The 26,311-nt window shown below is 71.3% G+C and carries 26 protein-coding genes; 10 read left to right on the top strand and 16 right to left on the bottom strand.

What is annotated here, in order from left to right:
• Positions 1-5 precede the first annotated feature (5 nt).
• The gene (locus tag ACFY0P_RS41210; protein WP_388925726.1) at positions 6-1,220 is read left to right on the top strand and encodes an acyl-CoA dehydrogenase family protein; all 1,215 of its coding nucleotides are present in this window, start codon (positions 6-8) and stop codon (positions 1,218-1,220) included.
• Positions 1,221-1,285: 65 nt separating this feature from the next.
• Here ACFY0P_RS41210 and ACFY0P_RS41205 read toward each other — a convergent pair whose 3' ends face one another.
• The 4 genes from ACFY0P_RS41205 to ACFY0P_RS41190 all read right to left on the bottom strand — a co-directional run bounded on the left by ACFY0P_RS41205 (position 1,286) and on the right by ACFY0P_RS41190 (position 5,342).
• Positions 1,286-1,999, bottom strand: a complete 714-nt coding sequence (locus tag ACFY0P_RS41205; RefSeq protein WP_388925723.1) for a methyltransferase domain-containing protein — start codon at positions 1,997-1,999, stop codon at positions 1,286-1,288.
• A gap of 282 nt (positions 2,000-2,281) precedes the next feature.
• The gene (locus tag ACFY0P_RS41200; RefSeq protein ID WP_351703894.1) at positions 2,282-2,875 is read right to left on the bottom strand and encodes a TetR/AcrR family transcriptional regulator; all 594 of its coding nucleotides are present in this window, start codon (positions 2,873-2,875) and stop codon (positions 2,282-2,284) included.
• Positions 2,876-2,904: 29 nt separating this feature from the next.
• A complete protein-coding gene (locus ACFY0P_RS41195; protein ID WP_388925895.1) occupies positions 2,905-4,569 on the bottom strand; it encodes a class I adenylate-forming enzyme family protein in 1,665 nt (554 codons plus the stop codon).
• Between the two features lie 8 nt (positions 4,570-4,577).
• Positions 4,578-5,342, bottom strand: coding sequence for an SDR family oxidoreductase (locus ACFY0P_RS41190; RefSeq protein WP_388925720.1), 765 nt, complete (start codon positions 5,340-5,342; stop codon positions 4,578-4,580).
• 185 nt (positions 5,343-5,527) lie between these two features.
• On the opposite strand from ACFY0P_RS41190, the gene ACFY0P_RS41185 reads away from it, so the two are divergent.
• Positions 5,528-6,763 (top strand): exo-beta-N-acetylmuramidase NamZ domain-containing protein, encoded by a 1,236-nt coding sequence (locus ACFY0P_RS41185; RefSeq protein WP_388925717.1) that lies wholly within the window; start codon positions 5,528-5,530, stop codon positions 6,761-6,763.
• Between the two features lie 80 nt (positions 6,764-6,843).
• On the top strand, positions 6,844-8,163 hold the full coding sequence (locus ACFY0P_RS41180) for a serine-threonine protein kinase (protein WP_388925714.1): 1,320 nt from the start codon (positions 6,844-6,846) through the stop codon (positions 8,161-8,163).
• A gap of 23 nt (positions 8,164-8,186) precedes the next feature.
• Here ACFY0P_RS41180 and ACFY0P_RS41175 read toward each other — a convergent pair whose 3' ends face one another.
• The gene (locus ACFY0P_RS41175) at positions 8,187-10,976 is read right to left on the bottom strand and encodes a penicillin acylase family protein (RefSeq protein WP_388925711.1); all 2,790 of its coding nucleotides are present in this window, start codon (positions 10,974-10,976) and stop codon (positions 8,187-8,189) included.
• 268 nt (positions 10,977-11,244) lie between these two features.
• On the opposite strand from ACFY0P_RS41175, the gene ACFY0P_RS41170 reads away from it, so the two are divergent.
• Both ACFY0P_RS41170 and ACFY0P_RS41165 read left to right on the top strand, forming a co-directional pair.
• On the top strand, positions 11,245-11,847 hold the full coding sequence (locus ACFY0P_RS41170) for a hypothetical protein (protein WP_351488492.1): 603 nt from the start codon (positions 11,245-11,247) through the stop codon (positions 11,845-11,847).
• Positions 11,848-12,031: 184 nt separating this feature from the next.
• Entirely contained in the window at positions 12,032-13,099 is a 1,068-nt protein-coding gene (locus ACFY0P_RS41165; protein ID WP_388925707.1) for an RNA ligase (ATP), read from the top strand.
• Positions 13,100-13,359: 260 nt separating this feature from the next.
• On the opposite strand, the gene soxR is transcribed toward ACFY0P_RS41165, so the two are convergent.
• Entirely contained in the window at positions 13,360-13,824 is a 465-nt protein-coding gene (gene soxR, locus ACFY0P_RS41160; protein ID WP_388925704.1) for a redox-sensitive transcriptional activator SoxR, read from the bottom strand.
• Between the two features lie 122 nt (positions 13,825-13,946).
• On the opposite strand from soxR, the gene ACFY0P_RS41155 reads away from it, so the two are divergent.
• Positions 13,947-14,408, top strand: a complete 462-nt coding sequence (locus ACFY0P_RS41155) for a MaoC family dehydratase (protein WP_388925701.1) — start codon at positions 13,947-13,949, stop codon at positions 14,406-14,408.
• Positions 14,409-14,421: 13 nt separating this feature from the next.
• Here ACFY0P_RS41155 and ACFY0P_RS41150 read toward each other — a convergent pair whose 3' ends face one another.
• From ACFY0P_RS41150 to ACFY0P_RS41140, 3 genes are all read right to left on the bottom strand, one after another.
• Entirely contained in the window at positions 14,422-15,045 is a 624-nt protein-coding gene (locus ACFY0P_RS41150; RefSeq protein ID WP_388925699.1) for a TetR/AcrR family transcriptional regulator, read from the bottom strand.
• Positions 15,046-15,163: 118 nt separating this feature from the next.
• Positions 15,164-15,451, bottom strand: coding sequence for a YiaA/YiaB family inner membrane protein (locus ACFY0P_RS41145; RefSeq protein ID WP_388925696.1), 288 nt, complete (start codon positions 15,449-15,451; stop codon positions 15,164-15,166).
• Between the two features lie 59 nt (positions 15,452-15,510).
• Positions 15,511-16,662: an acyl-CoA dehydrogenase family protein gene (locus tag ACFY0P_RS41140; protein WP_388925892.1), complete on the bottom strand. Its 1,152-nt coding sequence runs from the start codon at positions 16,660-16,662 to the stop codon at positions 15,511-15,513.
• A 61-nt stretch (positions 16,663-16,723) separates the two neighbouring features.
• On the opposite strand from ACFY0P_RS41140, the gene ACFY0P_RS41135 reads away from it, so the two are divergent.
• From ACFY0P_RS41135 to ACFY0P_RS41120, 4 genes are read left to right on the top strand one after another with little or no spacing between them, the layout of a single operon-like run.
• Positions 16,724-17,380 (top strand): TetR/AcrR family transcriptional regulator, encoded by a 657-nt coding sequence (locus tag ACFY0P_RS41135; RefSeq protein ID WP_388925693.1) that lies wholly within the window; start codon positions 16,724-16,726, stop codon positions 17,378-17,380.
• A gap of 7 nt (positions 17,381-17,387) precedes the next feature.
• Positions 17,388-17,543: a hypothetical protein gene (locus tag ACFY0P_RS41130; protein WP_388925690.1), complete on the top strand. Its 156-nt coding sequence runs from the start codon at positions 17,388-17,390 to the stop codon at positions 17,541-17,543.
• Complete coding sequence (locus ACFY0P_RS41125) at positions 17,540-17,938, top strand: hypothetical protein (RefSeq protein WP_388925687.1); 399 nt, start codon at positions 17,540-17,542, stop codon at positions 17,936-17,938. The genes ACFY0P_RS41130 and ACFY0P_RS41125 overlap by 4 nt, the downstream gene beginning before the upstream one ends.
• A complete protein-coding gene (locus tag ACFY0P_RS41120; protein WP_388925684.1) occupies positions 17,935-18,867 on the top strand; it encodes a DMT family transporter in 933 nt (310 codons plus the stop codon). The genes ACFY0P_RS41125 and ACFY0P_RS41120 overlap by 4 nt, the downstream gene beginning before the upstream one ends.
• A gap of 73 nt (positions 18,868-18,940) precedes the next feature.
• Here ACFY0P_RS41120 and ACFY0P_RS41115 read toward each other — a convergent pair whose 3' ends face one another.
• The 7 genes from ACFY0P_RS41115 to ACFY0P_RS41085 all read right to left on the bottom strand — a co-directional run bounded on the left by ACFY0P_RS41115 (position 18,941) and on the right by ACFY0P_RS41085 (position 26,286).
• Positions 18,941-20,029 (bottom strand): Zn-dependent alcohol dehydrogenase, encoded by a 1,089-nt coding sequence (locus ACFY0P_RS41115; protein WP_388925681.1) that lies wholly within the window; start codon positions 20,027-20,029, stop codon positions 18,941-18,943.
• A 13-nt stretch (positions 20,030-20,042) separates the two neighbouring features.
• A complete protein-coding gene (locus ACFY0P_RS41110; RefSeq protein ID WP_388925678.1) occupies positions 20,043-21,431 on the bottom strand; it encodes an aldehyde dehydrogenase family protein in 1,389 nt (462 codons plus the stop codon).
• A 96-nt stretch (positions 21,432-21,527) separates the two neighbouring features.
• Positions 21,528-21,980: a DUF3574 domain-containing protein gene (locus tag ACFY0P_RS41105; RefSeq protein ID WP_388925675.1), complete on the bottom strand. Its 453-nt coding sequence runs from the start codon at positions 21,978-21,980 to the stop codon at positions 21,528-21,530.
• Between the two features lie 88 nt (positions 21,981-22,068).
• Positions 22,069-22,725: a class F sortase gene (locus tag ACFY0P_RS41100; protein WP_388925672.1), complete on the bottom strand. Its 657-nt coding sequence runs from the start codon at positions 22,723-22,725 to the stop codon at positions 22,069-22,071.
• A complete protein-coding gene (locus ACFY0P_RS41095; protein WP_388925669.1) occupies positions 22,712-23,485 on the bottom strand; it encodes a hypothetical protein in 774 nt (257 codons plus the stop codon). Before ACFY0P_RS41095 ends, ACFY0P_RS41100 begins: the two co-directional genes overlap by 14 nt.
• Positions 23,486-23,586: 101 nt before the next feature.
• Positions 23,587-24,831, bottom strand: a complete 1,245-nt coding sequence (locus tag ACFY0P_RS41090) for an MFS transporter (RefSeq protein WP_388925666.1) — start codon at positions 24,829-24,831, stop codon at positions 23,587-23,589.
• Between the two features lie 45 nt (positions 24,832-24,876).
• Positions 24,877-26,286, bottom strand: a complete 1,410-nt coding sequence (locus ACFY0P_RS41085) for a CitMHS family transporter (RefSeq protein WP_388925663.1) — start codon at positions 26,284-26,286, stop codon at positions 24,877-24,879.
• Between the last annotated feature and the right edge of the window lie 25 nt (positions 26,287-26,311).

The raw sequence follows: 26,311 nt of genomic DNA, 5'->3' as shown, positions 1-26,311 counted from the left end.
CGGCCATGGACTTCGCGTTCGACGCGCGCACCGAGGAACTGCGCGCCAAGCTGCTCGCCTTCATGGACGAGTACGTCCACCCGGCCGAGGCGGTGGCCGAGGAGCAGCGGGCCGCACTGGCCTCGCCGTGGGACACCCCGGCCGTGGTCGAGGAGCTGAAGGCCGAGGCGCGCAGGCAGGGCCTGTGGAACCTCTTCCTCCCCGACGCCGAGTACGGCGCGGGCCTCACCAACCTCCAGTACGCGCCGCTCGCCGAGATCACCGGCCGCTCCCCGCACCTGGCGCCCACCGCGCTGAACTGCGCGGCCCCGGACACCGGCAACATGGAGGTGCTCGCCCAGTTCGCCGACGACGCGCAGAAGAAGCAGTGGCTGGAGCCGCTCCTCGCCGGTGAGATCCGCTCGGCGTTCGCCATGACGGAGCCGGAGGTGGCCTCCTCGGACGCCACCAACATCACCACGTACATCGAGCGGGACGGCGACGACTACGTCGTCACCGGCCGCAAGTGGTACATCTCCGGGGCGATGAACCCGGACTGCAAGATCTTCATCGTGATGGGCAAGACCGATCCGGACGGCACCGACATCCGGCGCCAGCAGTCCATGGTGCTGGTCCCGCGTGACACCCCGGGCGTCACCGTGAAGCGCGCGATGAAGGTCTTCGGCTACGAGGACCACTACCACGGCGGCCACGCCGAGGTGATCTTCGACCACGCGCGGGTGCCGGTGTCGAACCTGGTCGGCGAGGAGGGCGGCGGCTTCGCCATCGCCCAGGCCCGGCTCGGCCCGGGCCGGATCCACCACTGCATGCGGCTGATCGGCATGGCCGAGCGGGCGATCGAGCTGATGTGCCGCCGGGCCGTGTCCCGCGAGGCCTTCGGCAAGGCGCTGGCCCAGCAGGGCGTGGTGCACAACTGGATCGCCGACGCGCGCGTGACGGTCGAGCAGCTGCGGCTGCTGGTCCTCAAGACCGCCTGGCTGATGGACACCGTCGGCAACCGGGGCGCCCACACCGAGATCCAGGCCATCAAGATCGCGACCCCGCGGGCGGTCGTCGGCATCATCGACCGCGCGATCCAGCTGCACGGCGCGGGCGGTGTCAGCCAGGACTTCCCCCTGGCCGACCTGTACGCCGGGGCCCGGACGCTGATGATCGCCGACGGCCCGGACGAGGTGCACCAGCGCTCGCTGGCGCGGCGGGAGCTGAAGAAGTACCTGTAGGGGACGCGCGGTTCGGGGCCGGTGCGGGCATCGGAGCTGCCCGCACCGGCCCGTCGCCGTCCGCCTCAGCCCGTCCGGCCCACCAGGAGCTGGTAGCAGACCGGTTCGCCGGTCGTGGTCACCCGGTGCTGGAACCGGGTCCGTTCCAGCAGTTCGAGACGTCCTTCGGCCACCAGCCGCTCGACGGCGACGCCGAACCCGTCCGGATCCGCTTCGTCCATCCACTGCTCGTGGACGGTGAAGGCCACGGGCGCGCCGGGCGGCAGCACCGCGAGCGCGTTGACCAGCGCCCGCGGTGTGGCGTGTGTGCCGCCGAACGCGCCGGCCGACACCAGCCCGCCGAAGGCGTACGGGCGCAGTGCCGCACGGAGTCCGTCGCCGAGCTGGAAGTCGCCGACCACGTAGCCAGCGTAGACGCCCGGCCGGTCGCGCAGACACGCCTCGCGCGCCGCCGGCAGCGCGTCGACCCCGACCACCCGCGCCACGCCTCCGCGCCGCACGAGTTCGCCGACCAGTCCGGTGCCGGAGCCCACGTCCAGCACCGTCGTCGACTGCGGCTCCAGCCCGAGGCGCGCGGCCGCGCGCAGGAAACCCTCGGCCGCGACCTGCGGCGATCTGCACCGCAGCCGCTCCTGGACGACATGCTCGTAGAGACCGGGCACCGCGTAGATCCGCGTGTACTCGTGCAGGTGCAAGGTCTCGTGCTCGCTCAGCTCGATGTACTCGCCGTCGGTCTCCGGCGGGCCGAGCAGCCGGACGCCCGCAAACGCATCTGCCATACGGGCGAGGCTATGCGCACGTGCCGCGCGCCACCAGTGACGGCGGCGGGCCGGTCAGTGGTCGCCGGGTCCCGGTCGCCGGTCGTGGGTCCGCACCTCGGAGCGGTCGGGGAGGTCGGGCCGGTGCGGGGGGCCGGGCATGTCGAGGAGGATCCTGGCGTCTCGACACCGCCGACGTCTACGGCCCCTGCACCGACGAGGAACAGGACTTTCTCCATCGCACTCGGTCTGCTTCCCCGCGAGTCGACTCGTAGCGGAGTTCAGCCGTCCAGCCCAGGCGCCTCAGGGGCGCAGTGCCCTCAGCAGCAGGTCGGCCAGGTGGTCGGCGACCTCCTGGGGGGTCATGGGGCCGTCGGGGCGGTACCAGGTCGACAGGTGGTGGACCGAGCCGAAGTGGTAGTCGACGACGAGGTCGGCCGGGGTCGCGGTGGAGAAGACGCCCTCGCGCTGGCCCTCCTCGACGAGTGCGCGGAAGCGTTCGTGGTAGCGGCGGCGCTCGGCGCGCACCTGCTTGTTCTTCTCCGGGCTCAGGTGGTGCATGGACCGGAAGAAGATCATCGCGTCGTCGAGGTTCTCGATGGTCGTGACGACCACGTCCGCCGCCGCGCCCCGCAGCCGCTTCTCGATCGGCTCGTCCGCGTTCGCGAAGGCGTCGAGCCGCTCCTGCTGGACGCGCAGCACGCGCGCGTACACCTCGTGCAGGAGATCGTCCTTGGAGCCGAAGTAGTGGTACAGCGCCCCCTTGGTGACGCCGGCCGCCTCCACGATCTCCTGCACGGAGGTCCGGTCGTACCCCTGCTCCGCGAAGAGCCGGGTGGCGGCGGCAAGAAGCCGCTGCGGAACAGGAGCCCCGTCTCCGTCCGTCGTCCTGGGCACTGCCTCCACCTGCCTTTCTCGTAATTCTGCTAACCCTGTTGCGGTCGGGAACGCAGTTCCCGTCGGAGGATCTTCCCACTCGCCGTCTTCGGCAGGTCGGGCAGGATCTCCACCTGGCGCGGATATTTGTAGGCGGCCAGTCTCTCCTTGCAATAGAGGGCGAGATCGTCCGGGTCGGTTGCAGTTCCCGGGCGAAGACTGATGTAGGCCTTGACGGTCTCGCCGCGGTACCCGTCCGGGACGCCTACGACGGCCGCCTCGCGTACCGCCGGGTGGGTGTACAGCACGTCCTCGACCTCGCGCGGCCAGACCTTGAAGCCGGACGCGTTGATCATGTCCTTCTTGCGGTCGACGACGTACAGCCAGCCCTGCGGGTCCATGAAGCCGATGTCGCCGGTGCGCAGTTCGCCGTCCGGGAAGGTCCCGGCGGTGGCCTCGGGCCGCCGCCAGTACCCGGGCACCACCTGCGGCCCGCGCACGGCGATCTCGCCCTGCTCGCCGAAGGGCATCTCGTTGCCCTCGTCGTCGATGATGCGGACGACCGTGTCGGGGCCGGGCACCCCGACCGCGAGGGTCCCGGAGACGGGGTCGACGGGCGCTTCCAGCTGCGGCGGCACGGAGGCGCAGGGCGCGGTGCACTCGGTGAGCCCGTAGCCGTTGCGGATGTACGGCCCGTACCCGGCGCGGAACTTCTCCACCAGGGCCGGCGGCAGCGGCGCGCCGCCGGAGGAGATGTTGACGAAGGACGAGAAGTGCTCCGGGGTGACGTCCGGGTGGGCGGCCAGGGCCATGAAGGCGGTGGACGGGCCGACCGTGTACTGCGGGCGGTGCTCGGCGAACGTCTCCAGCACCAGGCCCGGCTCGAAGCGGTAGGTCAGCACGAGCGTGCCCACGCTGGTGAGGCAGGCGCAGAGCTGGCAGACCATGCCGGTGATGTGGAAGAGGGGCGCGAGGGCGTAGTAGACCGGCGCGTCGGGCAGCGCGAGCCCGGTCCGCTGCCGCTCCGCGTTGTACATGATGTTGGAGTGCAGGTTGGTGGCGCCCTTGGGGGTGCCGCTGGTCCCCGAGGTGTAGCTGATCAGGGCGATGTCGGAGGGCTCCGGGTCCCGCCCTTCGGGCGCCTTCCCGCCCTTGCGCGCGACGGCGACCAGGTCCTCGGCGTCCGCGGCCTGCGGCAGCCGCTCGAAGGCCAGCACCCGTGCGTCGTCGCGCGTCTGGAAGTCCAGCTCGCTCGCGGTGAGCACGATCCGCACCGGCGAGTCGGCGGCCGTGTCACGCAGATACGACTCCCAGGCCCGCTGCGAGCAGACCAGCGCGGCCACCTCGGCGTCCCGCAGGACGTGCGTGACCTCCCCCGACTTGTACATCGGGTTGACCGGCACGACGGTCGCGCCCGCCTTCCAGGCACCGAGCAGCGCGAGCACGAAGTGCGGCGAGTTCTGCAGGATGACGGCGACCCGGTCGCCGCGCGCCAGGCCCCGCTCGGCGAGATGCGCGGCGACGGAGTCGCTCAGCTCGTCGACCTCGCGGAAGCTGAGGCGGGCGTCGAAGTAGGCGAGGCAGGTGCGGTCGGGCGCCTCGGCCACGGCGGCCCGCAGGGCGTGCACCAGCGAGGCGGGCGGATCGACCGGTCCGCGCTGGGCGTCGTTGAGCAGCCCCACCCAGGGCCGGGCGGCGTAGATGGACTCGGTCACCGACTCGCTCACCGGGATGCCTCCCACTTCTGCTGGATGTGGTTCATGCTCGTCAGCCAGCGGTCCGGGTCGGTGGCCCGGGCCCGGTAGAAGTCGGCGACCTCGGGATGCGGCAGAATCAGGAACCGGTCCTCCGCCATCCCCTTGAACAGCGCGTCCGCGACGGTCTCCGGTTCGATGGCGGTCGGCTGGAGCACGATGTCGCCCGCGCTGCCGGTGGCGGCGAGCATGTCGGTACGGACGCCCTGTGGGCAGATGGCGTGCACCTTCAGGCCACGGTGCCGGTAGGTCAGCGACAGCCACTCCGCGAAGGCGTAGGCGGCGTGCTTGGTCACGCTGTAGGGCGCGGCGCCGATCATGGTGAGCAGGCCGGCCGCGGACACGGTGGACACGAACCGCCCGCTCCCCCGCTCCAGCCACTCCGGCAGCAGCTCCTGCGCGGCGCGTACGTGAGCCATGACGTTGACGTCCCAGGCGGACTCCCACACGACCGCGTCGGCCGCCTCGGACCCGGCCGACCCGAGCCCGGCGTTGGCGCAGTAGACGTCGACGCTCCCGCCGAGCGCGTCCCGGGCGGCGCCGACGATGCCGGACGCGTCCCCCGGAAGGGCGATCCCGCCGATCTCCCCGGCGACGGCGGCCGCCTTCTCCCCGTCCAGGTCGTTCACGACGACGCGCGCGCCCTCGGCGGCGAACCGACGGGCAAGGGCGGCCCCGATGCCCCCTCCCGCCCCGGTGACGACGACTCGGGCATCTTGCACGGCTCCCACCATCGGTCTCCTTCGACACGACGCGACCAGACTCGGCTCAGCACCGACACACTAACCGGTCGGTATGTTCCAGGAAAGGGCCCCCCGCAACGCGCCCCGAAAGGGGCGCGGAGCACTGCGCGACCAGCCACATGCCGCCCGCGGCCTGCCAAACTTCCTGCGGGAGCACTCGACGTGGAGGTCACCCCATGCGCCTGTCCAGAAGAGCTCTGCTCACGGCTGCCACGGCAACCGCCTCGCTCACGGCAGTGCCGGCCACCACGGCCGACGCCCACGGCACCCTCAAGAGCGGCTTCGACCACCTCTCCGCCGACGGCTACTCCCTCCTCGCCGCCCAAAAGACCGGCATCGTCACCAACCCCACCGGCATCACCCCCGACGCCCGCCACATCGTCGACGTCATGCACGCCGACCCCCGGGTCAGGCTGACGGCGGTCTTCGGCCCGGAACACGGATTCCGCGGCACCGCCCAGGCCGGCGGCTCCGAGGGCCGCTACGACGACCCGGCGACCGGCCTCCCCGTGTACGACACGTACCTCAAGAGCGGACAGCCCCTCGCCGACGTCTTCACCGCGTCCGGCGTGGACACCGTCGTCTTCGACATCCAGGACGTCGGCGCCCGTTTCTACACGTACATCTGGACGCTGTACGACTGCATGGAGGCCGCACAGCTGGCGGGCAAGCGCTTCGTCGTCCTCGACCGCCCGAACCCGGTGACCGGCCGCACGGCCCAGGGCCCGGTCCTGCACCGGGAGTTCGCCAGTTTCGTCGGCCGGCAGCCGATCGCGCAGGCGCACGGGATGACGGTCGCCGAGCTCGCGCGGCTGTTCAACGAGCGGTTCCTGAGCACGCCGGTCGCCTTGGACGTCGTAAAGATGACCGGTTGGCAACGCTCCCGCTTCTACGACGCCTACGGCCTCCCCTGGGTGCCGCCGAGCCCCAACATGCCCACCCCGGACACCGCCCTGGTCTACTCGGGGACCTGTCTCTTCGAGGGCACGAACCTGTCGGAGGGACGCGGTACGACCCGCCCCTTCGAACTGCTGGGCGCGGAGGGCATCGACGCGCGCTGGGCGGCCGCCGCCAACGAGCTGGCGCTGCCGGGCGTGCGGTTCCGGGAGGCGTACTTCGCGCCCACCTTCTCCAAGTTCCAGGGCAGGACCGTCGGCGGGGTGCAGATCCACGTGCACGACCGGGCCGCCTACGACCCCGTACGCACCGGAATCGCCCTCCTGGTCACCGCGAAGAAGGTGTGGAGCGGCTTCGCCTGGCGCCCGGACGACTGGATCGACAAGCTCACCGGGTCCACGCGCGTGCGCACGATGACCGACGCCGGCGCGGGCCCGGACGAGATCGTCGGCGCGTGGCAGGACGAACTCGCCGCATTCCGCCGGATCCGAACGGAATTTCTCCTCTACAGGTGAGGCGCGTTGTATGGCCAACCTTGCCCCGCAGCGGGACGATGCGCGCACATCGCACCGGTTCGGGGGACGAGGAGCCTGGTATGGCGGATCCTGGGATGAGTGTGACTCCCTACTGGGAGCTGACCTTCGACGCCGACGGGGACCCGGACGGCGCCGAACGCGACCGGCTGCTGGGCGAGATCGGCGGCCATGGCCTCCATGACCTGATCGTCTTCGCGCACGGCTGGAACAACGACCGCTCGGGCGCGACCCGCCTGTACCGGCGGTTCTTCGCGCCGATCCCGAAGCTCGCGCCCAAGGCGCGGATCGGGTACGCGGGGGTGATCTGGCCGTCGATGCGGTTCTGCGACGAGCCGATCCCCGACTTCCCGAAGTCGGTGGTGGCCACGGAGGCGGAGGAGACACAGGCCCCCGTCCTCGACAAGGACACCCGGCACGCGCTCCTCGAGGCGTTCCCGGGGCGGGCCACCGTGGTCGACCAGATCGCGCGGATGCTGGACCAGCGGCCGGCGAACGAGCTGGAGGAGTTCGGACGGTTGGTCCGGCTGCTGGTCGAGGTGCTGCCCGGCGGACCGCAGCCGCTGTTCGCGGCGGACACGCTCGCGGAGGGCGTCCCGCAGAGCGAGCCCGTGCTGTTCAGCGGGGACCCGACGGCCCTGTGCGAGGAGTTCGCGGCGACGCTGGCCACCCTTCAGGGGCACGGCGGCGCGGCCGGGTTCACGATGCCGAACCCCTGGGACGGCGCGAAGGAACTGTTGCGGCAGGCGACGTACTACGCGATGAAGCGGCGCGCCGGGACCGTCGGGGAGCGTGGGCTCGGGCGGGTGATCGGGCAGCTGGCCGGGGTGGCGCCGGACGTGCGGGTGCATCTGGTGGGGCACAGCTTCGGCGGCCGGCTGGTGTCGTTCGCGCTGCGCGGACTGCCGGACGGGGTGCGTACGGTGAAGTCCGTGACCCTGCTGCAAGGGGCTTTCTCGCACTACGCGTTCGCCGCCCGGCTGCCCCACGATCCGCGCGCCGGCGGGGTGCTCCAGGGGCAGCAGAACCGGATCGACGGCCCGCTGGTGTGCTGCTACTCCCACTTCGACGAGTCGCTCGGCACGCTGTACCCGCTGGCCTCGCGGATGGCGGACGACTGCGAGTCGGCGCTGGGCGAGGACGTGGCGCGGATGCTGGGCGCCAAGTGGGGTGCGATGGGCCACGACGGCGTCCAGGAGGTGCCGGGAACCCGGTCGCTGGACCTGGCGGCGGCGCTGCGCGGGCCGCTCGCCGCGCCGGGCTGTGTCAACGTCGACGCGGCGGCGGTCGTGAAGAGGGGCGGTCCGCCGTCCGGGGCGCACAGTGACATCGTGCACCCCGAACTGGCGCGGGTGGTGCTGACGGCGGGGCACATCGTGTGACCCCGCCGCCGTGGGGCATCAGCTCACCGGTGTGACGTGAACTCCACGACCTGCTGGAAGGTCGGCCGGTTCTGCCAGCTGATGTTGTAGTGCTTGATGCCGCCCAGGGTGCGCTGCACGATCGAGTCGGCGCACCACTGGTCGCCCGCCGAGCACAGCGAGTCCCCGGGGTAGACGGTGGACGCGCTGGTGCCGGCCGCCGTCTTCAGGGTGCTGATCAGGATGTCCCGGCAGGCGCTGAGGCTGCCGCCGCCGCAGTACTGCTCGGCGAGCGGTCCCGACACGGTCTGCCCGAGCACCGACCGGATGTCCTTGTCGACATAACTCCACCAGCCGTACTGGAAGGAGCTTCCGGCATGCGCACCGGTCGGTCCGTGGGCGGCCGACGGGGTCTCGTCGACGTACAGGTTGTTGGTGAACGCGGTGTACAGGTCGCCACCGAGGCCGGGCTGGAACTCGGCCTTCACCAGCAGCGGCCACCAGGCGTCCAGGATCCGGATGGCGTCGGCGTTGGCGTACGTCTTCGAACCCGCCGAGGTCTCCGTTCTCTTGCCGCCCGCGGTCAGCCAGGTCTGGAGCTTGGTGACGGCCGCGGCGGCCGTGGAGTCGGTCACCGTGCTGCTGTTGATCACCTTCAGCAGGTCCGGCAGGACGTCCTCGGCACGCAGGTCGGTGAGCGACGCGTCTGCCATGGCCTTGACAAGCGAAGATCGGGTGACACCCCCGGCCGCGACGAGTTTCTTGACCCGGTCGTTCAGCAGGTTGCCGCGGTGGACCGAGCCGTCACCCCAGCTCGCGGTCGTGTAGTTCAGGGCCTGTTTGTTGTTCCAGGAGACGTAGTAGTCCTGGTCGATCGACTGGGGGTGCTGGGCGGCCGGGGTGTAGTCGGCCGTGTTGGTGGCCGGGTTCCAGTTCTGCCACTCGTAGGCGGCCTGGCCCCAGACCGGGAACTCGGCGTCGACGCCGCTCGCCCGCACCGGGTTGTTGCCGCTGTTGTAGTACGCGGTGTGCGTGGAGTCGGCGTAGAACCAGTTGAAGGTGTAGTTGATGTGCTGCACCGCGCTCTGGAAGGTCTGCGGGCTCTTCACGTAGTCGGGATCGTTGAGCATCTGGAAGCCGATGATCGAGTCGGCCTCGTGCATGTAGGAGGATCTCAGGGTGGTGTAGGCGACCTTCTTCCCACCGACGGTGGCCCGGTATTCGACCGGACCGTACTTGGTCTTCCAGACCTTCATGGTGTACGACCCGGCGGCCGTGCCGTCGGCCGTGGTCGGCTTCCAGGAGTTGGTCTGCTCGACCTCGTCCATGGCCGTGCAGGTGCCGTGGAAGATGTAGTGGTAGTCGTCCTGGCAGAGTTCGACCGCGTAGGAGTCGATGATGTCCTGGCCGGAGGTGGTCGCGGACCACGCGTAGTCCTGGCCGCGGCCCAGTTCGACGTACATGCTCAGGCCGGCGAAGGAGGCGCCGCGGGCGCTGATGCCCGGACCCTGGATCTCCTGGAGCATGAGCAGCTGCGGGGCGAAGTAGCCGGTCTGCGGTCCGAACACGGCGATGGGATGACCGCTCGCGGTGTACTTGCCGCTCACGACGAGGGCGTTGGACATGCCGCGTCTGGCCGAGCTGAGCGCGGTCTTGGTCGCCGTCTCGGCGGCCGCGGTGGCGCTCTGGTCGGCGCCGGTGCCGGTGGCGTTGTAGACCAGCGGTTCGGTGGTCACCGAGCCGGAGTCGGGCAGCGCCTCGCCCTGCGGATTGTCCGGTTTGGTGCCGTACGGGAAGCTCTCGCCGTTGTGGACGGTGAGCACGGCCTCGGGGTCGTTGCGCTCGCGGAACGACTCCCAGACCTTGGTGCCCTCCGTCACGCCGTACTTCTCCTGCGCGGCCAGCAGCGATATGGCGTTGTTGACCTCGCCGCCGCCACCGGAGCCGAACAGCGCGCCGATCACGGAGGCCAGCGCCACCAGGTCGGTGATCTTGAAGTGGTCGATCGTGCCGGCGTTGGTGATCGAGTCCTTGTGCCCGGTCAGCACGTACTCACCGGGGAAGTACCGCCCACTGTCGGAGGCGTCGATGTAGGAGTTGATGCCGTCGAGGTAGGCGTTGGCGTCCGCGAGGGCCTGCTGGCCGCGGGTGCCGTTGTTGGCGACGGCGTTGTCGATCTGCGCCTGCAGGTCGGCCTCGGAGTAGGGGGCGTTGCGGTAGAACTCCTGCTCGAGGCCCTGGTTGGAGGCGGCACCGCCGGCGAAGGTGGTGAGCTGGCCGCGGCCGACGTGCCGGAACACGTCCATGAGCCACAGCCGGTCCTCAGCGGCGGCATACCCCGCGCCGAACTCCGTGCCGTATCTGGTGGTACCGGTGATGTGCGGCACACCGGTCTTCTTGTCGCGGACGATGCTGACGTCGCTGCGGCCGGCCGGTTTCTCGGTGGAGGCGACTTGATCGGAAGCGACCCCGAACGACGAGTCGTTGAAGAACGTGTTGATCTTCGCGTCGGTGAGGGTGGAGTAGCCCGTGGCCAGGCTGTTGTAGGTGCCCAGCTGGTCCTCGGCATGGTCGGGCTCGGTGCCGAAGACCTGGTTGAGCAGGATCTGGGCGAGGGTGGCGTTGCCGTTCTCGCCGGGCGGCAGGATGTCGGAACACTGGCCGCCGCAGTAGTCGTTGGAGGCCGTGGCCGCCACTGCGGGGGTCGCCTGGGCCAGCGGGGAGAGCAGCCCGGCGATGAGCGCGCATACGGATGCGGCTTTCAGGAACCCGGGGAGCTTGCGGGGAGTTCTCAGTCTGTCGAACAACGCGTGATGTCTGGTGCGCCGTGGCATGGCAGCTCCTCACGACGGGGGTGGTGCCGGACGTTACCGCCGGTATCCCCGGGATTGAAGATGAACATGCGTCAAGTTTTGGAGTGGTCGCCCGCGTCGGCGGTGTCACCCGCCGTCGGTCAAGGCGGGAGGCCTTATGGACGGCATCGGAAATCGGATGGAGCCGATTCGAGTGTCGATACGTCTATACGGCAACGCCGCGCGGAGCCCGTGCGGCGACGCCGAAGTGACCGAAGTACAGCTGCAGGTGTGACGGAGGTGCAGGGCGATGGCCGGTTTCCGGAGTCTGGCGAGACAGGTGCGAGACCCACGGTGCGATCTGGCGCTACGGCGTTACTCGCTGCGCAAGTGCCTGGAGCGGTTCGCTCCTTACGGGCACCGCGCGACCTGGGACCATCTCTGCTCGCGGGCCGGGTTCGGTCCAGAGGACCGGTCCCCCGATCCGGTGCGTCTCGTGGGCGCGCTGGAGGAGCTGGAGGAGGCGCGGACGGTATGGCTCGGCTATGAGAGCGAGTTCGCCGAGCGCCGCAAGAAGGAGAAGCACGACGGGCTGCGCCGCCCGGGCAGCGTGGACGACTGGCACCGGCTGACCTGGGGCGGATTCGGAGTGGCCTGGTGCGACGACCCACGGGTCCATCCCGACGAACCACTCGCCGAGGTGCTGCGACGGCTGATCGCCGCCCTGGAGCGCGAGCCGGGCACGGTCTGCCCGGTATGCGAAGGGGAGCGCCTCATCTGGAAGTACGACCTGGACCACGAGCCCTCCGCCGGTCCGGTCTGCGCGGACTGCGGGATCCTGGTGCCGCGTCCGGTCCTCACCCCCGAGGCCCTGGCCTATGCCAGGCGCGGGCGGCTTCTCATGTCGGCCTGACCACATGGGGGTGCGCCGGGGATGCCGCACCCCCCAACTGCCGGCGGCCCGCGGTGGACACCGCTCACGACACCGCCATAGCAGCGGCTAATCCACTGGTTCCACCCGTTTCCCGTCCGGAGAGTTGGGTCCGATGAAACCCAGCTGAGGAGCCCCGCGGGTTCCCTCCGAGCGAGGAGCACCGATGTCGACGCTGCGCGTCACCGCCGAAGTGCTGACCGTCCACGAGCACCCCAACGCCGACGCGCTGGAGCTGGCCCAGGTGGGCCTCTACCGCGCGGTCGTCGCGAAGGGCGTGTACCGGACCGGCGAGACCGCCCTCTACATCCCCGAGCAGGCCGTGCTGCCGGCCGGGCTGATCGAGGAACTGGGGCTGACCGGGCGGCTGGCGGGCAGCAACGCGGACCGGGTCAGGGCGGTGCGGCTGCGCGGTGAGCTGTCGCAGGGCATCGTGTGCCGTCCGAAGGCGCTGGCCGGCGCCGACCTGGCGCGGGCGGCGGCGGAGGGTACCGACTTCGCGGAGACCCTCGGCATCACCAAGTGGGTGCCGCCGATCCCGCCCACGATGGACGGGGACGTCGAGTCGGCGCCCGATCTGCTGCCCTGGGTCGACATCGAGAACATCCAGCGCTATCCCGGCATCTTCGAGTCCGGCGAACCGGTGGTCCTCACCGAGAAACTCCACGGTTCGGCGTGCCTGGTCACCTATGTCGCCGACGAGGACCGGGTGTACGTGTCCTCCAAGGGCTTCGGCGCGAAGTCCCTGGCCCTCAAGGAGGACCCGCGCAACCTCTACTGGCGGGCGGTGCGCGGCCACGGCGTCGCCGCGGTGGCCCGCCGCCTCGCCGAACGGCTCGGCGCGCGCCGGGTCGGGATCTTCGGGGAGGTGTACGGGGCAGGGGTCCAGGACCTGACATACGGCGCCGACGGGCGGCGGGAGTCGCTCGGGTACGCCGCGTTCGACGTGTCGGCCGAGTTCGGCGGGGTGGTGCGGTGGCTGGACGCGGCGGAGTTCCTGGCGGGCGAACTGCCGCTGGTACCACGGCTGTTCGAGGGGGCGTACGACATCGAGCGAGTACTGGAGGTCGCGAGCGGGCGGGAGACCGTGTCCGGGCGGGGGCTGCACCTGCGGGAGGGCGTGGTGATCCGTCCGGTGGTGGAGCGGTACAGCGCGGTGACCGGGGGACGGGCGATCGCGAAGGCGGTGAGCGGGGCGTACCTGACGCGGAAAGGGGGGACCGAGTTCGAGTAGGTGCCCGGGGTGGGGGCTGGGGCGGGGGTCGCTTACCGGCGCTTGCAGGGTGCCTCCCCCACGCTCGGCTTCGCTCGCGCGAGGGGACACCCCCATCGCCCACCCGTGCCGCCATGGGGGCACCTCCCAGGCCCTTGAGGCACTGGGGGAGGCACGCCTGCCCGCAGCTATGTCTTTGTCTTTCAGGGGCGCTGGGGGTACCCCCGGCCGAAGGCTGGGGGAGGAACTGCGCGACCAGCCCCCACCGGCCCGCAGCCGAACTACGGCCGCCCCGTCTCCGGCAGCAGACGGGACCCCGCACGGCGTTGGCCGAACGCGTCGTCCGGGTTGGACAGCACGCAGCTGCTCAAGGACAGGCACCCGCAGCCGATGCAGTCGGTCAGGTGGTCGCGGAGCCGGTTCAGCTGCCTGATGCGCTCGTCCAGTTCCGCGCGCCAGGCCTCCGAGAGGCGGGCCCAGTCCTCCCTGGTCGGGGTGCGCTCCTCGGGGAGTTCCGAAAGGGCCTCGCGGATCGTCGCGAGGGGGATGCCGACGCGCTGTGCCGCCCGGACGAAGGCCACCCGGCGCAGTGTGTCGCGGGTGTAGCGGCGCTGGTTGCCCGACGTCCGCCTGCTGCTGATGAGGCCCTTGGACTCGTAGAAGTGCAGCGCGGAGACGGCGGCACCGCTGCGCGCGGACAACTGGCCCACGGTCAGCTCGTGGATCTTCTCGGGAATCTGCGGCATCCCGTAGAGACTACCCACCGGGCCCCGGCCGCGGTCCGTTGACAGAGCGCCCGTACCCGACCATGCTAAGCAGTTGCTTAGACAATGCACGCGTGATCCGTGAGTGCGAGAGGGCCGGCGACATGGCAGAACCGAGGATCTTCACCTCCCCCGACGAGCTGAAGGCGGCCGTGGGCGAGCAGCTGGGCTACACCGACTGGCTGGAGGTCGACCAGAAGCGGATCGACCTGTTCGCGGACGCGACCGGCGACCACCAGTGGATCCACGTCGACCCCGAGAAGGCGGCCGCCGGCCCGTTCGGCACGACCATCGCGCACGGCTACCTGACCCTGTCGCTGCTCCCGCTCTTCGGCCCCCAGCTGATCACGGTCGAGGGCGTCAAGATGGGTGTGAACTACGGCACCAACAAGGTCCGCTTCCCCGCTCCCGTCCCGGTCGGCTCCCGGCTGCGCGCCACCGCGCAGATCACCGGCGTCGAGGACGTCACGGGCGGCGTCCAGGTGACGGTCGCCTTCAGCGTGGAGCGCGAGGGCGGCGACAAGCCGGTCTGCGTCGCGGAGTCGGTGTCCCGGTACTACCTCTGAGGACGGCGAGGCGCTACTTGGCCCCGACCATCCGCAGCACGAGGTCGGCGTAGAGCGCGCCGACCTCCTCGGGGGTCCGGGGACCGTCCACGTTGAACCAGCGGGCGACGTCGACGCACAGCGACAGCACCGCCAGGGTGGTGCCGTGCACGTCGATGACGTCGAACTCGCCGGACTCAACGCCCTCCCGGATGATCGCGCGCACCTCGGCGTCGACCTGGCGGCGCAGGCCGAGGATCTCGGCGCGGGCGTCGGGGCCGAGGGCGTCGAGTTCGTACTGCACGACCCGGGCGGTGGTGCGCCGCCCGGCGTGCCAGCGGACGAAGGAGCTGACGGCGTCGGCGAGCCGCTCGGTGGCGGTGCCCTCGCGCCGCGCGGCCGACTGGAGGACCTCCAGGACCCTGTCGTGCCCGATGCGGCTGATCCGGTGGAGCAGCTCTTCCTTGGTCTTGTAGTGGATGTAGAGCGCGGCGGGGCTCATGCCGGCCCGGCCCGCGATGTCGCGGGTGGTGGTGGCGTGGTAGCCACGCTCGGCGAAGGCCTCCACGGCGGCGACCAGCAGGCGCCGGGCCGCGTCAGGGGTGACCTCTTCCCACGGCTCGACCTCGCCGCCGGTCGTCTCCTCCGCCGTACTCATCGCTCGCTCGCCCCTCTCGATACCGGAGCTCCACCATACCGCCCCGGCTGAGCGAGCGCTTAGTGTGCCCGCTCAGAGCTTTTCACGGGCGGCCGGGGCCTCAGAGCCTGCCGAAGGGTCAGAGCTTCTCGAAGGGGTCGTGCTCGGCGAGCAACTTCTCCAGCCTGGCCTGGTCGACGCGGCTGACGATCTGCCCGGCCTCCTGGCGGTCGCGGACGACCTTCGCGAGAGTGAAGGCGGAGGTGACGAGGTAGAGCACGGCGATGCCGAGGAAGCCGCGCACCCAGGCGTCGGCGTGCAGCCGGAAGACGCCGATGGCGGTGGCCGTGAGGGCGAGGGCGAAGGAGGCGACGGCCTGCCCGTAGAAGGCGGCCGTGTTCTGGTGTCTGACCGGTGTGTCACTCATGGGTAGAGCATCGGCCGCCGTGGCCCGCGCCACATCCGTCCGGATACTCAGGGAGGTACTCAGAACGCCGAAACGCCCGTCAGCGCCCGCCCGATGAGGAGTTTCTGGATCTGGCTGGTGCCCTCGTACAGGGTCATCACGCGGGCGTCGCGCAGGAGTTTGCCCGCCGGGTACTCGTCGATGTAGCCATAGCCGCCGAAGACCTGGAGGGCGTTGTTGGCGGCCCGCACCGCGGCCTCGGAGGCGAAGAGCTTGGCCTTGGACGACTCGGTGGCGAACGGCAGCCCCCGGTCGATCAGGTCGGCGACCCGCCAGGTCAGCAGGCGGGCCGCGTCCACGTCGACGGCGATGTCGCTGATGAGCTCCTGCACGAGCTGGTGCCCGGCGATCGGCGTGCCGAACTGCTCGCGCTCCCCGGCGTACCGCACGGCCGCGTCCAGCGCGGCCTGCGCTATCCCGACACAGCCGGCGGCGACCGACATCCGCCCCTTGGCGAGCGCCGACATGGCGACCGAGAAGCCCTTGCCCTCAGGGCCGAGCATCGCCGAGGCGGGGACCCGGACGTCCTCCAGGACGAGTTCGGCGGTGGCCTGGCCGCGCAGGCCGAGCTTGCCGTGCAGGGGACGGCGGGTGAGGCCGGGGGTGTCGGCCGGCACCAGGAAGGCGGAGACGCCCTTGTGGCCGGGGGCGTCGGTGGAGCGGGCGAAGAGCAGGACGACGTCGGCCCAGGTGCCGTTGGTGATGAACATCTTGGTGCCGTTGACGATGTAGTCGTCGCCCTCGCGAAAGGCGCGGGTGGTGAGGTTGCCCGCGTCGGAGCCGGTGCCGGGTTCGGTGAGGCCGAAGCAGCCGACGTACGAGCCGGAGGTGAGCCCCGGCAGCCAGCGCCGCTTCTGCTCCTCGGTGCCCCAGGCGGCAACGGTCTTGGCGACCAGCCCCAGGGAGACGGAGACGATCCCGCGCACGGAGGAGTCGCCCCGGCCGAGTTCCTCGGTGACCACGCAGTACGACAGGTGGTCGCCGCCCGAGCCGCCGTACTCCTCGTCGATCGTCAGGCCCAGGAAACCGACCTCGCCGAGCTTCTTCACGATCCCCCGGTCGACTTCCTCGGCACGGTCCCAGGCGATCACGTTCGGGGTGATCTCACGGTCGACGAAGTCCCGGGCGAGCTGCCGTGCGGCGGTCTGCTCCTCGCTGAGCCCCAGGTTCACCATGCGATCACCCTTTAAATTAGCACTGCTAGTTTCTTCCTCCGGCCCTACTATGTGCGCCATGGCCCGACCGCGCAAGCCCCTCCTCAGCACCGACCGGATCGTCCGGGCGGCACGGGAACTCGTGGACGCGGAAGGTCTCGCGGCCGTCTCCACCCGCCGGCTCGCGGCCGAGCTGGGGGTGAGCGGGCCCTCGCTCTACAACCACTTCCGCACCAAGGACGAGATCCTGGAGGCGGTCGCGGACTCGGTCAGCGCGCAGGTCGACCTGTCGATGTTCGAAGACCTCGCGCACGACGCCGGCCGGGACTGGCGTACCGCGCTGCACGACTGGGCGGTGTCCTACCGCGCGGCGCTCCGCGACCACCCGAACATCGTCCCGGTGCTCGCCCGGGGCCCCGGCCGCCGCCCGGCCGGACTCCGGCTCGCCGACGCGGTGTACGGCGCGATGGTGGACGCGGGGTGGCCACCGGCGCAGGCGACGTCGATCGGGGCGCTGATGCGGTACTTCATCATGGGCTCGGCGCTGGGGTCGTTCGCCGGGGGCTTCGTGGACGACGCGAGCGCGTACGATCCGGCCGACTACCCGCATCTGGGGCAGGCGCATCTGCTCGCGGAACAGCAGGAGAAGGTGGACGAGCGGGCGTTCGAGACGGGGTTGCGGGCGTTGCTGGACGGGTTGAGTGAACAGTTCACGCTCGTGAAGGGGACGGTCTAGGGCGTCGATGACGTCCCGCGCCTCTGGTGGGGCGCTTCCGCTGTCGGTGCTGTGGGCGAACCGGATCTCGCTCGCCCCGTGGGCCGGGCTCGCCGTCCTGGCCGGCTACGCGGTGGCGGGGCCCGCCGCGGCGGCCCTGGTGCTGCACCGGAGGGACGCGTGAGACCGGCCCCGCACGCGGAGTGGACGAAGCTCCGGACCGTCCGCGGCCCGCTGTGGCTGCTGCTCGCCACCGTCGTGGCGACCGTCGCCCTGAGCGCCGGCGCGGTCTCGGTGGCGGCCTGCGGGTCCGCCGGCTGCGGCGACCCGACCAGGCTGAGCCTCACCGGCGTACAGCTCGGCCAGGCGCCGGTCGTCGTCCTGGCCGTCCTGGTCATGGCGACCGAGTACGGCACCCTGCTGCGCGTGCGCGACGCCTGGCGTCCTGCCGTCTCAGCCCCTCCACCCACCACCCCGGCTCACCAACCACCCACCAGCCCCCGTCCGACCACCCACCGGCCCCCCGTCCGAAATCCGCCAGCCCCGGCCCCCCTCTTCTCCTTACCCTCGACCACATGAAGAAGCCCGACCCCCGTCTCCTCCCCGTCGCCGCAGCCGCCGTCACCGTCGTGCTCTGGGCGTCGGCCTTCGTGTCGATCCGCAGCGCAGGCGACTCCTACTCCCCCGGCGCGCTCGCCCTCGGCCGGCTGCTCTCCGGGTCGCTCGTGCTCGGGCTCCTCTGTGTCGTGCGGCGCGAAGGACTCCCGCCCAGGTCCGCCTGGCGCGGCATCGCGGTGTCCGGCCTCCTCTGGTTCGGCTTCTACAGCGTGGTGCTGAACTGGGGCGAGCAGCAGGTGGACGCCGGCACCGCCGCGCTCGTCGTGAACATCGGCCCGATCCTGATCGCGCTGCTCGGCGCCCGGCTGCTCGGCGATCCGATGCCGCCGCGGCTGCTCGCGGGGATGGCCGTGTCGTTCGCGGGCGCGGTGACCGTCGGTCTGTCGATGTCGGGCGAGGGCGGCTCCTCGGTGCTCGGCGTGGTGCTGTGCCTGCTCGCGGCCGTCGCGTACGCCGGCGGCGTCGTCACGCAGAAGCCGGCGCTCGGACATGCGAGCGCGCTCCAGGTGACGACGTTCGGGTGTCTGATCGGCGCCGTGCTGTGTCTGCCGTTCTCCGGGCAACTCGTCGGCGAGGCCGCCGACGCCCCGCTCTCCGCGACCCTCAACATGCTCTACCTGGGCGTGTTCCCGCTCGCGCTGGCCTTCACCACGTGGGCGTACGCGCTCGCCCGTACGACCGCCAGCCGGATGGGCGCGACCACCTACGCGGTGCCCGCGCTGGTCGTCCTGATGTCGTGGCTGGCGCTCGGCGAGGTGCCCGGCGCGCTGACACTCGCGGGCGGGGTGCTGTGCCTGGCCGGTGTCGCGGTGTCCCGGTCGCGGCCGCGGAGCTCCCGGGTCGTGGCCGCGCACGAGGCCCGGCCCGAGGAGGCCCGCAGGCCGACGTGACGACCCCCCGCTCAGAGAAACTCCCGCTCAGAGAAACTCCTGTCCGGAACGCGCCTGTCCGGAACGCGCCTGTTCAGAACACCACCAACGCCCGGCCGCCCTTCCCCGCCAGCATGTGCTCGAAGGCGACCGGGATGTCCTCCAGCGCGATGCGTTCCGTCACCAGCGCGGTCAGGTCCAGGCGGCCCGCCCGGACGTGGTCGGCGAGCAGCGGCAGGTCGCGGGCCGGGTCCGAGTTGCCGTAGACGCAGCCGGAGAGGGTGCGGCCCCAGTGGAAGAGCTCCAGGGCGTTGAAGGTGACCTGTTCGGTCTTGGCGCCGATGCCGACCACCGTCGTACGGCCGCCCCGGCGGGTGGACTCCCAGGCCGCGCGGATGCTGACCGCGCGGCCCGCGCACTCCACGGCGACGTCGACGCCCTGTTTGCCGGTGAGGGCGCGGATCGCACGGGGCGTCGTGTCGGAGGCGACGACGTAGTCCGTGGCGCCCGCCGCCCGCGCCAGCCCTTCCTTCTCCTGCGAGACGTCCACCGCGATGATCCGGGAGGCGCCCGCGATCCGGGCCGCCTGGACGGTGGCCAGGCCCACCCCGCCGACGCCGAACACCGCCACCGTCTCGCCCTCCCGCACGCGTGCCGAGTGGTGGACGGCGCCGTACCCGGTGAGGACCGCGCAGCCGAGGAGGGCCGCGTCGGTCAGCGGGATGCCGGCGGGCAGCGGGAGGACGCAGGACTCGGCGACCACGGTCTCCTCGGCGAAGGCCGCCACGTTCAGGCCGGGGTGCAGGTCGGTGCCGTCCGCGGTACGGGCGTAGACGTCGGCGGAGCCGTTCAGCGCGTTGGCGCAGAGCCAGACTTCGCCGAGGGCGCAGGCATGGCAGCTGCCGCAGGAGGGCGCCCAGTTGAGGACGACCGGGTCACCGGGGGCGAGGCGGGTGACGCCCGCGCCGACGGCCACCACCGTGCCCGCGCCCTCGTGGCCGAGGACCGCCGGGACCGGCACCCGCATGGTGCCGTCGGACAGGGAGAGGTCGGAGTGGCAGACACCGGCGGCGGCGAGCCGCACCCGGACCTGGCCGGGGCCGGGGTCCGGGAGTTCGATCCCGGTGACCGACAGCGGGGCGCCCACGGCGGGCAGTACGGCGGCTCGGACCGTGAAAGTCATCGCAGCGACCTCCTCAGAACTGCAGGGACTTGGTCTGGAGGTACTCGGCGAGGCCGTGCGCGCCCAGCTCGCGGCCGACGCCCGACTGTTTGTAGCCGCCGAACGGGGCAAGGGGGTTGAAGCGTCCGCCGTTGATGTCGACCTGACCGGTGTCCATGCGCCGGGCGAAGGCCACCGCCTCCGCCTCGTCCCCGGCCCAGACGGCGCCCGCGAGCCCGTAGACCGTGCCGTTGGCGATGCGCAGGGCGTCGTCCTCGTCGGTGTAGCGCAGGATCGACAGGACCGGGCCGAAGATCTCCTCCTGTGCGATCGTCATCTCGGGGGTGACGTCGGCGAAGACGGTCGGGCTGACGAAGTAGCCCCGCTCGCGAGGGGATTCGGGACCGCCGGCGACCAGCCGGGCGCCCTCCGCGATGCCCTTCTCGATGTAACCCCGCACCCGCGCCTGCTGCTCGGCGCTGACGACCGGCCCGATCCGCTCGCCGTACTTCGCGGCCGCCGCGGCCGCCAGCTCCACCGCCTCCTCGTACCGGTCGGCGTGCACCAGCATCCGGGTCCAGGCGCTGCACGTCTGCCCGGAGTTGGACATCACGTTGGCCACGCCGACGTTGACGGCCCTGGCGAGGTCGGCGCTCGGGAGGATGACGTTCGCGGACTTGCCGCCCAGTTCGAGGGCGACCTTCTTGACCGCGGCCCCGGCCACCGCGCCGATCTGCTTGCCGACGGCCGTGGAGCCGGTGAACGAGACCAGGTCGACGCCCGGGTGCTCGGCGAGGGCCTGCCCGGCGACCGGACCGAGGCCGGTGACCAGGTTGAACACACCGGCCGGGAAGCCGGCTTCGTGCACCGCCTCCGCGAACAGCTGGGCGGTGAGCGGGGTGTTCTCGGCGGGCTTCAGCACGACCGTGCAGCCCGCGGCGAGCGCCGGGGCGACCTTGGCGACGATCTGGTGCAGCGGGTAGTTCCAGGGCGTGATCGCGCCGACCACGCCCACCGGCTCCTGGTAGACGGTGGAGTTGCCGACCTTCTCCTCGAAGGGGTGGGTGGCCGCCAGTTCGGCGTACGAGCCCGCGACGGCGATCGGCAGGCCCGCGTGGACCGCCTGGGAGAACTGCAGCGGTGCGCCCAGCTCGGCGGTGACCGTCTCGGCGATCTCGTCCTTCCGGGCCGCGAGCGCATCGCGCAGTGCGCCGAGCCGGGCGGCCCGCTCGGCGGGCGGGGTGGCGGCCCAGACCGGGAGGGCGGCACGGGCGGCGCGTACGGCGGTGTCGACGTCCAGCGCGCCGCCCGCCGGGACCCGGCCGACGGCCTGTTCGTCGACCGGGTTCACGACCTCGATCACGTCCCTGCTCTCGGCGGTGCGCCAGGCGCCGTCGATGTACAGGCCGTCGTGTGCCTTCATGCTGCGTCCTCCTGGCGGGGCTGTGGCGTCCGAGTCACAAACTAGCGGCGATAGTTTTAGCGCGCCAGACGTGCCCCGGGACACACCTCAGGATCATCAGAAGTCGACCTGGGCATGTTCGTCCACCCTGCCCACGCTCTCCTGCGCGAAGGCCTTCTCGTAGGCCCGCCGGATCTCCTCGATCTTCCGGTCGCTGCCCTTCGCCGCCGACTCCGGATACAGCAGGACCAGCACATACGACCGCTCCTTCTCGATCGTCCCGTGCGCGTCCCGCCACTGCCCGCGCCCGCTCTGCACGGTGAGCCCGTCGGGGAAGTCCGGGGTGACCTCCTTGTCGACGAAGGCCGTGAACTGCCGGTCGGTGACGGCGGGCCCGCCGTCCGGGCGGGCGGTGCCGAAGAGCAGCCGGGTCTCGACGTACGGCCTGCCGCGCGTCGGTGCGGCGGAGGGATGGTCGGCGGCCGGCGCCGTGTACGCGGCCGGAGCGCCGGCGAGCAGCAGACCGGCCACGGCGAGGGCCGACCGATTGCGGAGGGAAGGAGAGCGCATGCCCCCTTCCTAGAGGGGTTGCCCCTCCCGAATCCCCGCTTCCCGCCGGAGTTCACTCGTCCAGGTCGAGCTACGGCGCCCCGGCCGGTCACCTCGTCGCGGTCAGGTGGGCGAAGACCACCACGTTGCTGGTGTAGCCCGTCCTCCGGCTGAAGAGGCCACCGCAGGTGATCACGCGGAGTTCGGGACGCCGGGTCGGGCCGTACACCTCCTTGTCGGGGAAGCCGACCTTGTCATAGACCTTCACCCGGTCCACGGTGTACACGGCGGTACGGCCGTCCGCGCGCCCGGCCTCGATCCGTTTGCCCGGCTTCACCTGGGCGAGCGCGGCGAAGACGGCGGGCCCGGTCCTGGTGTCACGGTGGCCGACGGCGATCGCGAGGCCGGACTCGCCCGGCGTGGCGCCCCCCTGGAACCAGCCGATCAGCTTCGGGTCGTCGACCGGCGGTGTCTCCAGCTGCCGGCCCCGGTCGAGCCGGACTCCGATGACCGGCGCGTCGACGCCCAGGAACGGGATGCGCATCGACGTCGGCCGGGACCGGGACAACGGGCGGGGCGGCGGCCCGGACTCGGCCGCGCCCGGGCCGGCCGCCGCCAGGGCGTCCGACCCGTCCGGCGCGGCCGGCCCGTCGTGCCCCCACCACCGGACCACTGCCACCAGGACGATCGCCAGCAGGGTCGTTCTGGCGAGGCGGTAGGTGCGGGTCCGGTACCAGGGCCTGCGTCTGCGCCTACGCGGCGCCATGGGGCCGACGGCGGATCAGCCGGACGTACACCACTCCACTGGCCGCGACCAGGGTGACGGCCGTGGCCGCGGCCACGGGCGAGAACGCGGCCGCCGTGTCGGCGATGCCACCGCCGCCCGCGTGCACACCGCCCTGCGGGCCGTTGTGGTCACCGCCCTGCCCCCACGACGTGTCGCCGCGCTGATTGTCCTGGATCTGCCCGTTCGGACCGTTCTGGTTGTTCTGATCGTTCGGGCCGTTCGGACCGCTCGGGCCGTTCGGATCATTGGGACCGCCGTTCGGGCCGTTCTGGTCGTTCGGGCCGTTCGAACCGTTCGGCCCCTGCGCCCCGTCCTGCCTGCCGTCATGGCAGTTGACCCGGAAGATCTTCTCCTTCTGGGCACCGTCCACGACCCAGGTGAGCCGGTACTGTCCGTCCGCCAGCCCCAGCGGATCGGTGTGACCGGCACCTCCGGCGAGTTGGATGGTCCCGGTGACGCTGGCCGCGGTGGGCAGCGGGGGCTGTGGCGTGATGGTGTAGTCGATCGTGCGGAGGATGTCGAAGTTGACGGCGTCCAGGTAGAACTTGCAGACCAGCGGGTCGTCCTTCGAGACACCGAAGGGCACGCCCACACGGTGGAGCCTGATGTCGCCGTTCTCCCCCTGGGCCACCGCGTTCGGCGCCGCCACCCACGACGCACCCGCCGCGGCGATGGCGGTGAGGATGACGGTGGCGCCCGCACGGGAACCGGCGGTGCGCGGATGTGTGAGCGTGACCATGCAAGCTCCTCCGAGTTAGATGATTTTCATACAAATCGACCTCTCGTCTGGACTGTCACTCATGCACGCCACAACCCGTGGCATCCACGTCCGACGCGCCGTCAGATATCGCTCGTGCGGCGCAACGCCGGGCCCTTTCGCCGCGTCGGCGGCACCGGACCGGAACCCTCACCCCGTCCCACCGCCCCCGGCGAGCGCACCGCCACCCCGGCCGACACCAGCAACAACGCGCCCAGCATCACGAACGGCGCGGCCACCCCGGCCACTCCCGCCAGCAGTCCCGCCCCGGCCGGCGCGGCCACCTGGCCCAGCCGGTTGCCGGTCAGCCGCAGGGCGAGCGCCGTGGAGCGGGCGCCCTCGGGTGCGGCCTGGACGACCGTCGTCATCGACAGCGGCTGTCCGACCCCCAGGCAGAAGCCGAGTACGGCGAGCATCAGGCCCAGCGCCCACACCGGCACCGGGACGGCGATCCCCGCGCACAGCAGGGCCGCCAGGAAGCAGGTCGCCGTCAGCAGCAGCGGCCGCCCGAGCAGCCGTAGCAGCGGTGTGAGGACGAGCCGGCAGGCGATCGTCGCCCCCGCCCGCGCACTGAGCAGCACGCCGATCACCGCCGGGGAGATGTCCCGGTGCTCGCCGACCACGGGAAGGTAGGCGGTCAGGATGTCGGTCGCGGACAGCACCGAGAGGCTGATCAGCATGCCGGCGGGAACGCCCCTGGCACGCAGGATGCGGCCCACCGGCACCCGGTCCCCCTCCGCCGCGCGGGACTTGACCACCGTACGGTCCTCGATGCGCCACAGCGACGTGAACGCGACCGCAGCCCCCGCACCCGCCACCACCAGCGCGAGCGCACTCGTGCCCGCCATGTCCGGCCCGCCGATGACCGCACCCGCGGCGATCGGCCCGACCAACTGGCCCAGCGACGCGCCGATGGTGAAGTGGCCGAAGTTGCGGTCCTGCTCGTGCGGCGCCGACTGACGGGCCACCAGCGACTGCGCGCCGATCACGAAGCAGAGATGCCCGAGGCCCATCACCCCGCTCCACAGGGCCATCGCCCAGAGGGAGCCGGCGAGTCCGCTGAGCGCGCAGCCGCCGGATATCAGTACGACGCCGACGGGCAGCAGGGGTGCGCAGCGCCCGTGGTCGGTCCGGCGGCCGAGCGGTACGGCGGCGAAGAGCGGGAGCAGGGCGTAGACACCCGCGAGGACGCCGACGGCCCGTTCGTCGGCGCCGAGGGCGAGCGCCCGGTAGGAGACGGCGGGGCGGGCCATCGACACCGCGCCCTGCGCGAAACCGAAGGCGATGACGAGACGGAGCAGCCAGCCGCGGTTCCTGCCGGGCGCCATGAGGAGACCTCCCAGTGGTATGTCACACAGTCCCGAAGCGGTGTGTCACATGGTTCCGAACAGGATTCCTGCCCCGAGCACCACCACCGATGTCAGCGCGGCCCACTTCACGACGAACCGCGTGTGGTCGCCGAACTCGACCTTGGCCATGCCGACCAGGACGTAGACGGCGGGCACGAGCGGGCTGGACATGTGCAGCGGCTGGCCGACGATCGAGGCGCGGGCGATCTCCACCGCCGGGACGCCGTGGGCCTGGCCGGCCTCGGCGAGCACCGGGAGGATGCCGAAGTAGAAGCCGTCGTTCGACATGAAGTACGTGAGCGGAATGCTCAGCACACCGGTGACGAGGGCCATGTGCGGGCCCATGCCGTCGGGGATGTTGCCGACGAGCCACTCGGCCATGTGGTCGACCATGCCGGTGCCCTGGAGGACGCCGGTGAAGACGGCGGCGGCGAAGACCATGCCGGAGACGTTGAGGACGTTCTCGGCGTGCGCGGCGATCCGGGCCCTCTGGGCGGGCATCTGGGGGTAGTTGACGGTCAGGGCCAGGGCCGCGCCGAGCAGGAACAGCACCGGGATCGGCAGCCACTCCATGATCATGGCGGTGAGCAGGGCGACCGTGAGCAGCGCGTTGAACCAGTAGAGCCTGGGCCGCAGGGTCTCGCGGTGCGGGTCGAGGCCCCGGAAGCCGCCGTCCTCAGGTTCGTCGGGGAGTTCCGCGCCGCCGGTGCCGGGGCCGCCGGCGCTCCGCGCGCCCTTGCCGGTTGCGGTTCCGGTCGCGGTTCCGACCAGGACGGTCTCCGTCCGCGGTTCCTCCACCAGCACCTCGTCCAGCGTCAGCACGCCGAGCCGTTTGCGCTCGCGGCGGCCGAGGACGTAGGCGAGGGCGAAGACGAACAGCAGGCCCGTGGCCAGCGCGGGGATCATCGGCACGAAGATGTCGCTCGCGTCCAGCTTGAGCGCGGTCGCGGCGCGGGCGGTGGGGCCGCCCCAGGGCAGGGTGTTCATCACGCCGTTGGCCATCGCGGCGACACCGGTCATCACGACCAGGCTCATCTTCAGGCGCTTGTACAGCGGGTACATCGCCGAGACGGTGATCATGAAGGTGGTGGAGCCGTCGCCGTCGAGCGAGACGATCGCGGCGAGTACGGCCGTACCGACGACGATCCGCAGCGGGTCGGCCTTGCAGAACCTCAGGATCCCCTTGACGACCGGATCGAAGAGGCCGACGTCGATCATCACACCGAAGTAGACGATCGCGAACATGAGCATCGCCGCGGTGGGCGCGAGGCTGGTGACGCCGTCGATGACGTAGTCGCCGAGGTGGGCGCCCTTGCCGACGACCACGCAGAACAGCGCGGGGATCAACACGAGCGCCGCGATCGGCGACATCTTCTTCAGCATGATCAGGACCAGGAAGGTCGCGATCATGGCGAAGCCGAGGATGGTCAGCATGAGTGGATTACCTAACGTTCGCCCT

The organism is Streptomyces sp. NPDC001714 (assembly GCF_042892755.1).
Lineage (GTDB): Bacteria > Actinomycetota > Actinomycetes > Streptomycetales > Streptomycetaceae > Streptomyces.
This window is presented reverse-complemented; position numbering and strand designations above follow the sequence as displayed.

Bases quoted from the DNA above. Each gene is read 5' to 3' on its own strand.
- ACFY0P_RS41105 (WP_388925675.1), bottom strand. From the start codon at position 21,980: ATGCGCTCTCCTTCCCTCCGCAATCGGTCGGCCCTCGCCGTGGCCGGT.
- ACFY0P_RS41155 (WP_388925701.1), top strand. From the start codon at position 13,947: ATGGCAGAACCGAGGATCTTCACCTCCCCCGACGAGCTGAAGGCGGCC.
- ACFY0P_RS41205 (WP_388925723.1), bottom strand. From the start codon at position 1,999: ATGGCAGATGCGTTTGCGGGCGTCCGGCTGCTCGGCCCGCCGGAGACC.
- ACFY0P_RS41115 (WP_388925681.1), bottom strand. From the start codon at position 20,029: ATGACTTTCACGGTCCGAGCCGCCGTACTGCCCGCCGTGGGCGCCCCG.
- ACFY0P_RS41170 (WP_351488492.1), top strand. From the start codon at position 11,245: ATGGCCGGTTTCCGGAGTCTGGCGAGACAGGTGCGAGACCCACGGTGC.
- ACFY0P_RS41175 (WP_388925711.1), bottom strand. From the start codon at position 10,976: ATGCCACGGCGCACCAGACATCACGCGTTGTTCGACAGACTGAGAACT.
- ACFY0P_RS41090 (WP_388925666.1), bottom strand. From the start codon at position 24,831: ATGGCGCCCGGCAGGAACCGCGGCTGGCTGCTCCGTCTCGTCATCGCC.
- ACFY0P_RS41190 (WP_388925720.1), bottom strand. From the start codon at position 5,342: ATGGTGGGAGCCGTGCAAGATGCCCGAGTCGTCGTCACCGGGGCGGGA.
- ACFY0P_RS41110 (WP_388925678.1), bottom strand. From the start codon at position 21,431: ATGAAGGCACACGACGGCCTGTACATCGACGGCGCCTGGCGCACCGCC.
- ACFY0P_RS41210 (WP_388925726.1), top strand. From the start codon at position 6: ATGGACTTCGCGTTCGACGCGCGCACCGAGGAACTGCGCGCCAAGCTG.
- ACFY0P_RS41180 (WP_388925714.1), top strand. From the start codon at position 6,844: ATGGCGGATCCTGGGATGAGTGTGACTCCCTACTGGGAGCTGACCTTC.
- soxR (WP_388925704.1), bottom strand. From the start codon at position 13,824: ATGCCGCAGATTCCCGAGAAGATCCACGAGCTGACCGTGGGCCAGTTG.
- ACFY0P_RS41120 (WP_388925684.1), top strand. From the start codon at position 17,935: ATGAAGAAGCCCGACCCCCGTCTCCTCCCCGTCGCCGCAGCCGCCGTC.
- ACFY0P_RS41165 (WP_388925707.1), top strand. From the start codon at position 12,032: ATGTCGACGCTGCGCGTCACCGCCGAAGTGCTGACCGTCCACGAGCAC.
- ACFY0P_RS41085 (WP_388925663.1), bottom strand. From the start codon at position 26,286: ATGCTGACCATCCTCGGCTTCGCCATGATCGCGACCTTCCTGGTCCTG.
- ACFY0P_RS41135 (WP_388925693.1), top strand. From the start codon at position 16,724: ATGGCCCGACCGCGCAAGCCCCTCCTCAGCACCGACCGGATCGTCCGG.
- ACFY0P_RS41095 (WP_388925669.1), bottom strand. From the start codon at position 23,485: ATGGTCACGCTCACACATCCGCGCACCGCCGGTTCCCGTGCGGGCGCC.
- ACFY0P_RS41145 (WP_388925696.1), bottom strand. From the start codon at position 15,451: ATGAGTGACACACCGGTCAGACACCAGAACACGGCCGCCTTCTACGGG.
- ACFY0P_RS41150 (WP_388925699.1), bottom strand. From the start codon at position 15,045: ATGAGTACGGCGGAGGAGACGACCGGCGGCGAGGTCGAGCCGTGGGAA.
- ACFY0P_RS41130 (WP_388925690.1), top strand. From the start codon at position 17,388: ATGACGTCCCGCGCCTCTGGTGGGGCGCTTCCGCTGTCGGTGCTGTGG.
- ACFY0P_RS41100 (WP_388925672.1), bottom strand. From the start codon at position 22,725: ATGGCGCCGCGTAGGCGCAGACGCAGGCCCTGGTACCGGACCCGCACC.
- ACFY0P_RS41185 (WP_388925717.1), top strand. From the start codon at position 5,528: ATGCGCCTGTCCAGAAGAGCTCTGCTCACGGCTGCCACGGCAACCGCC.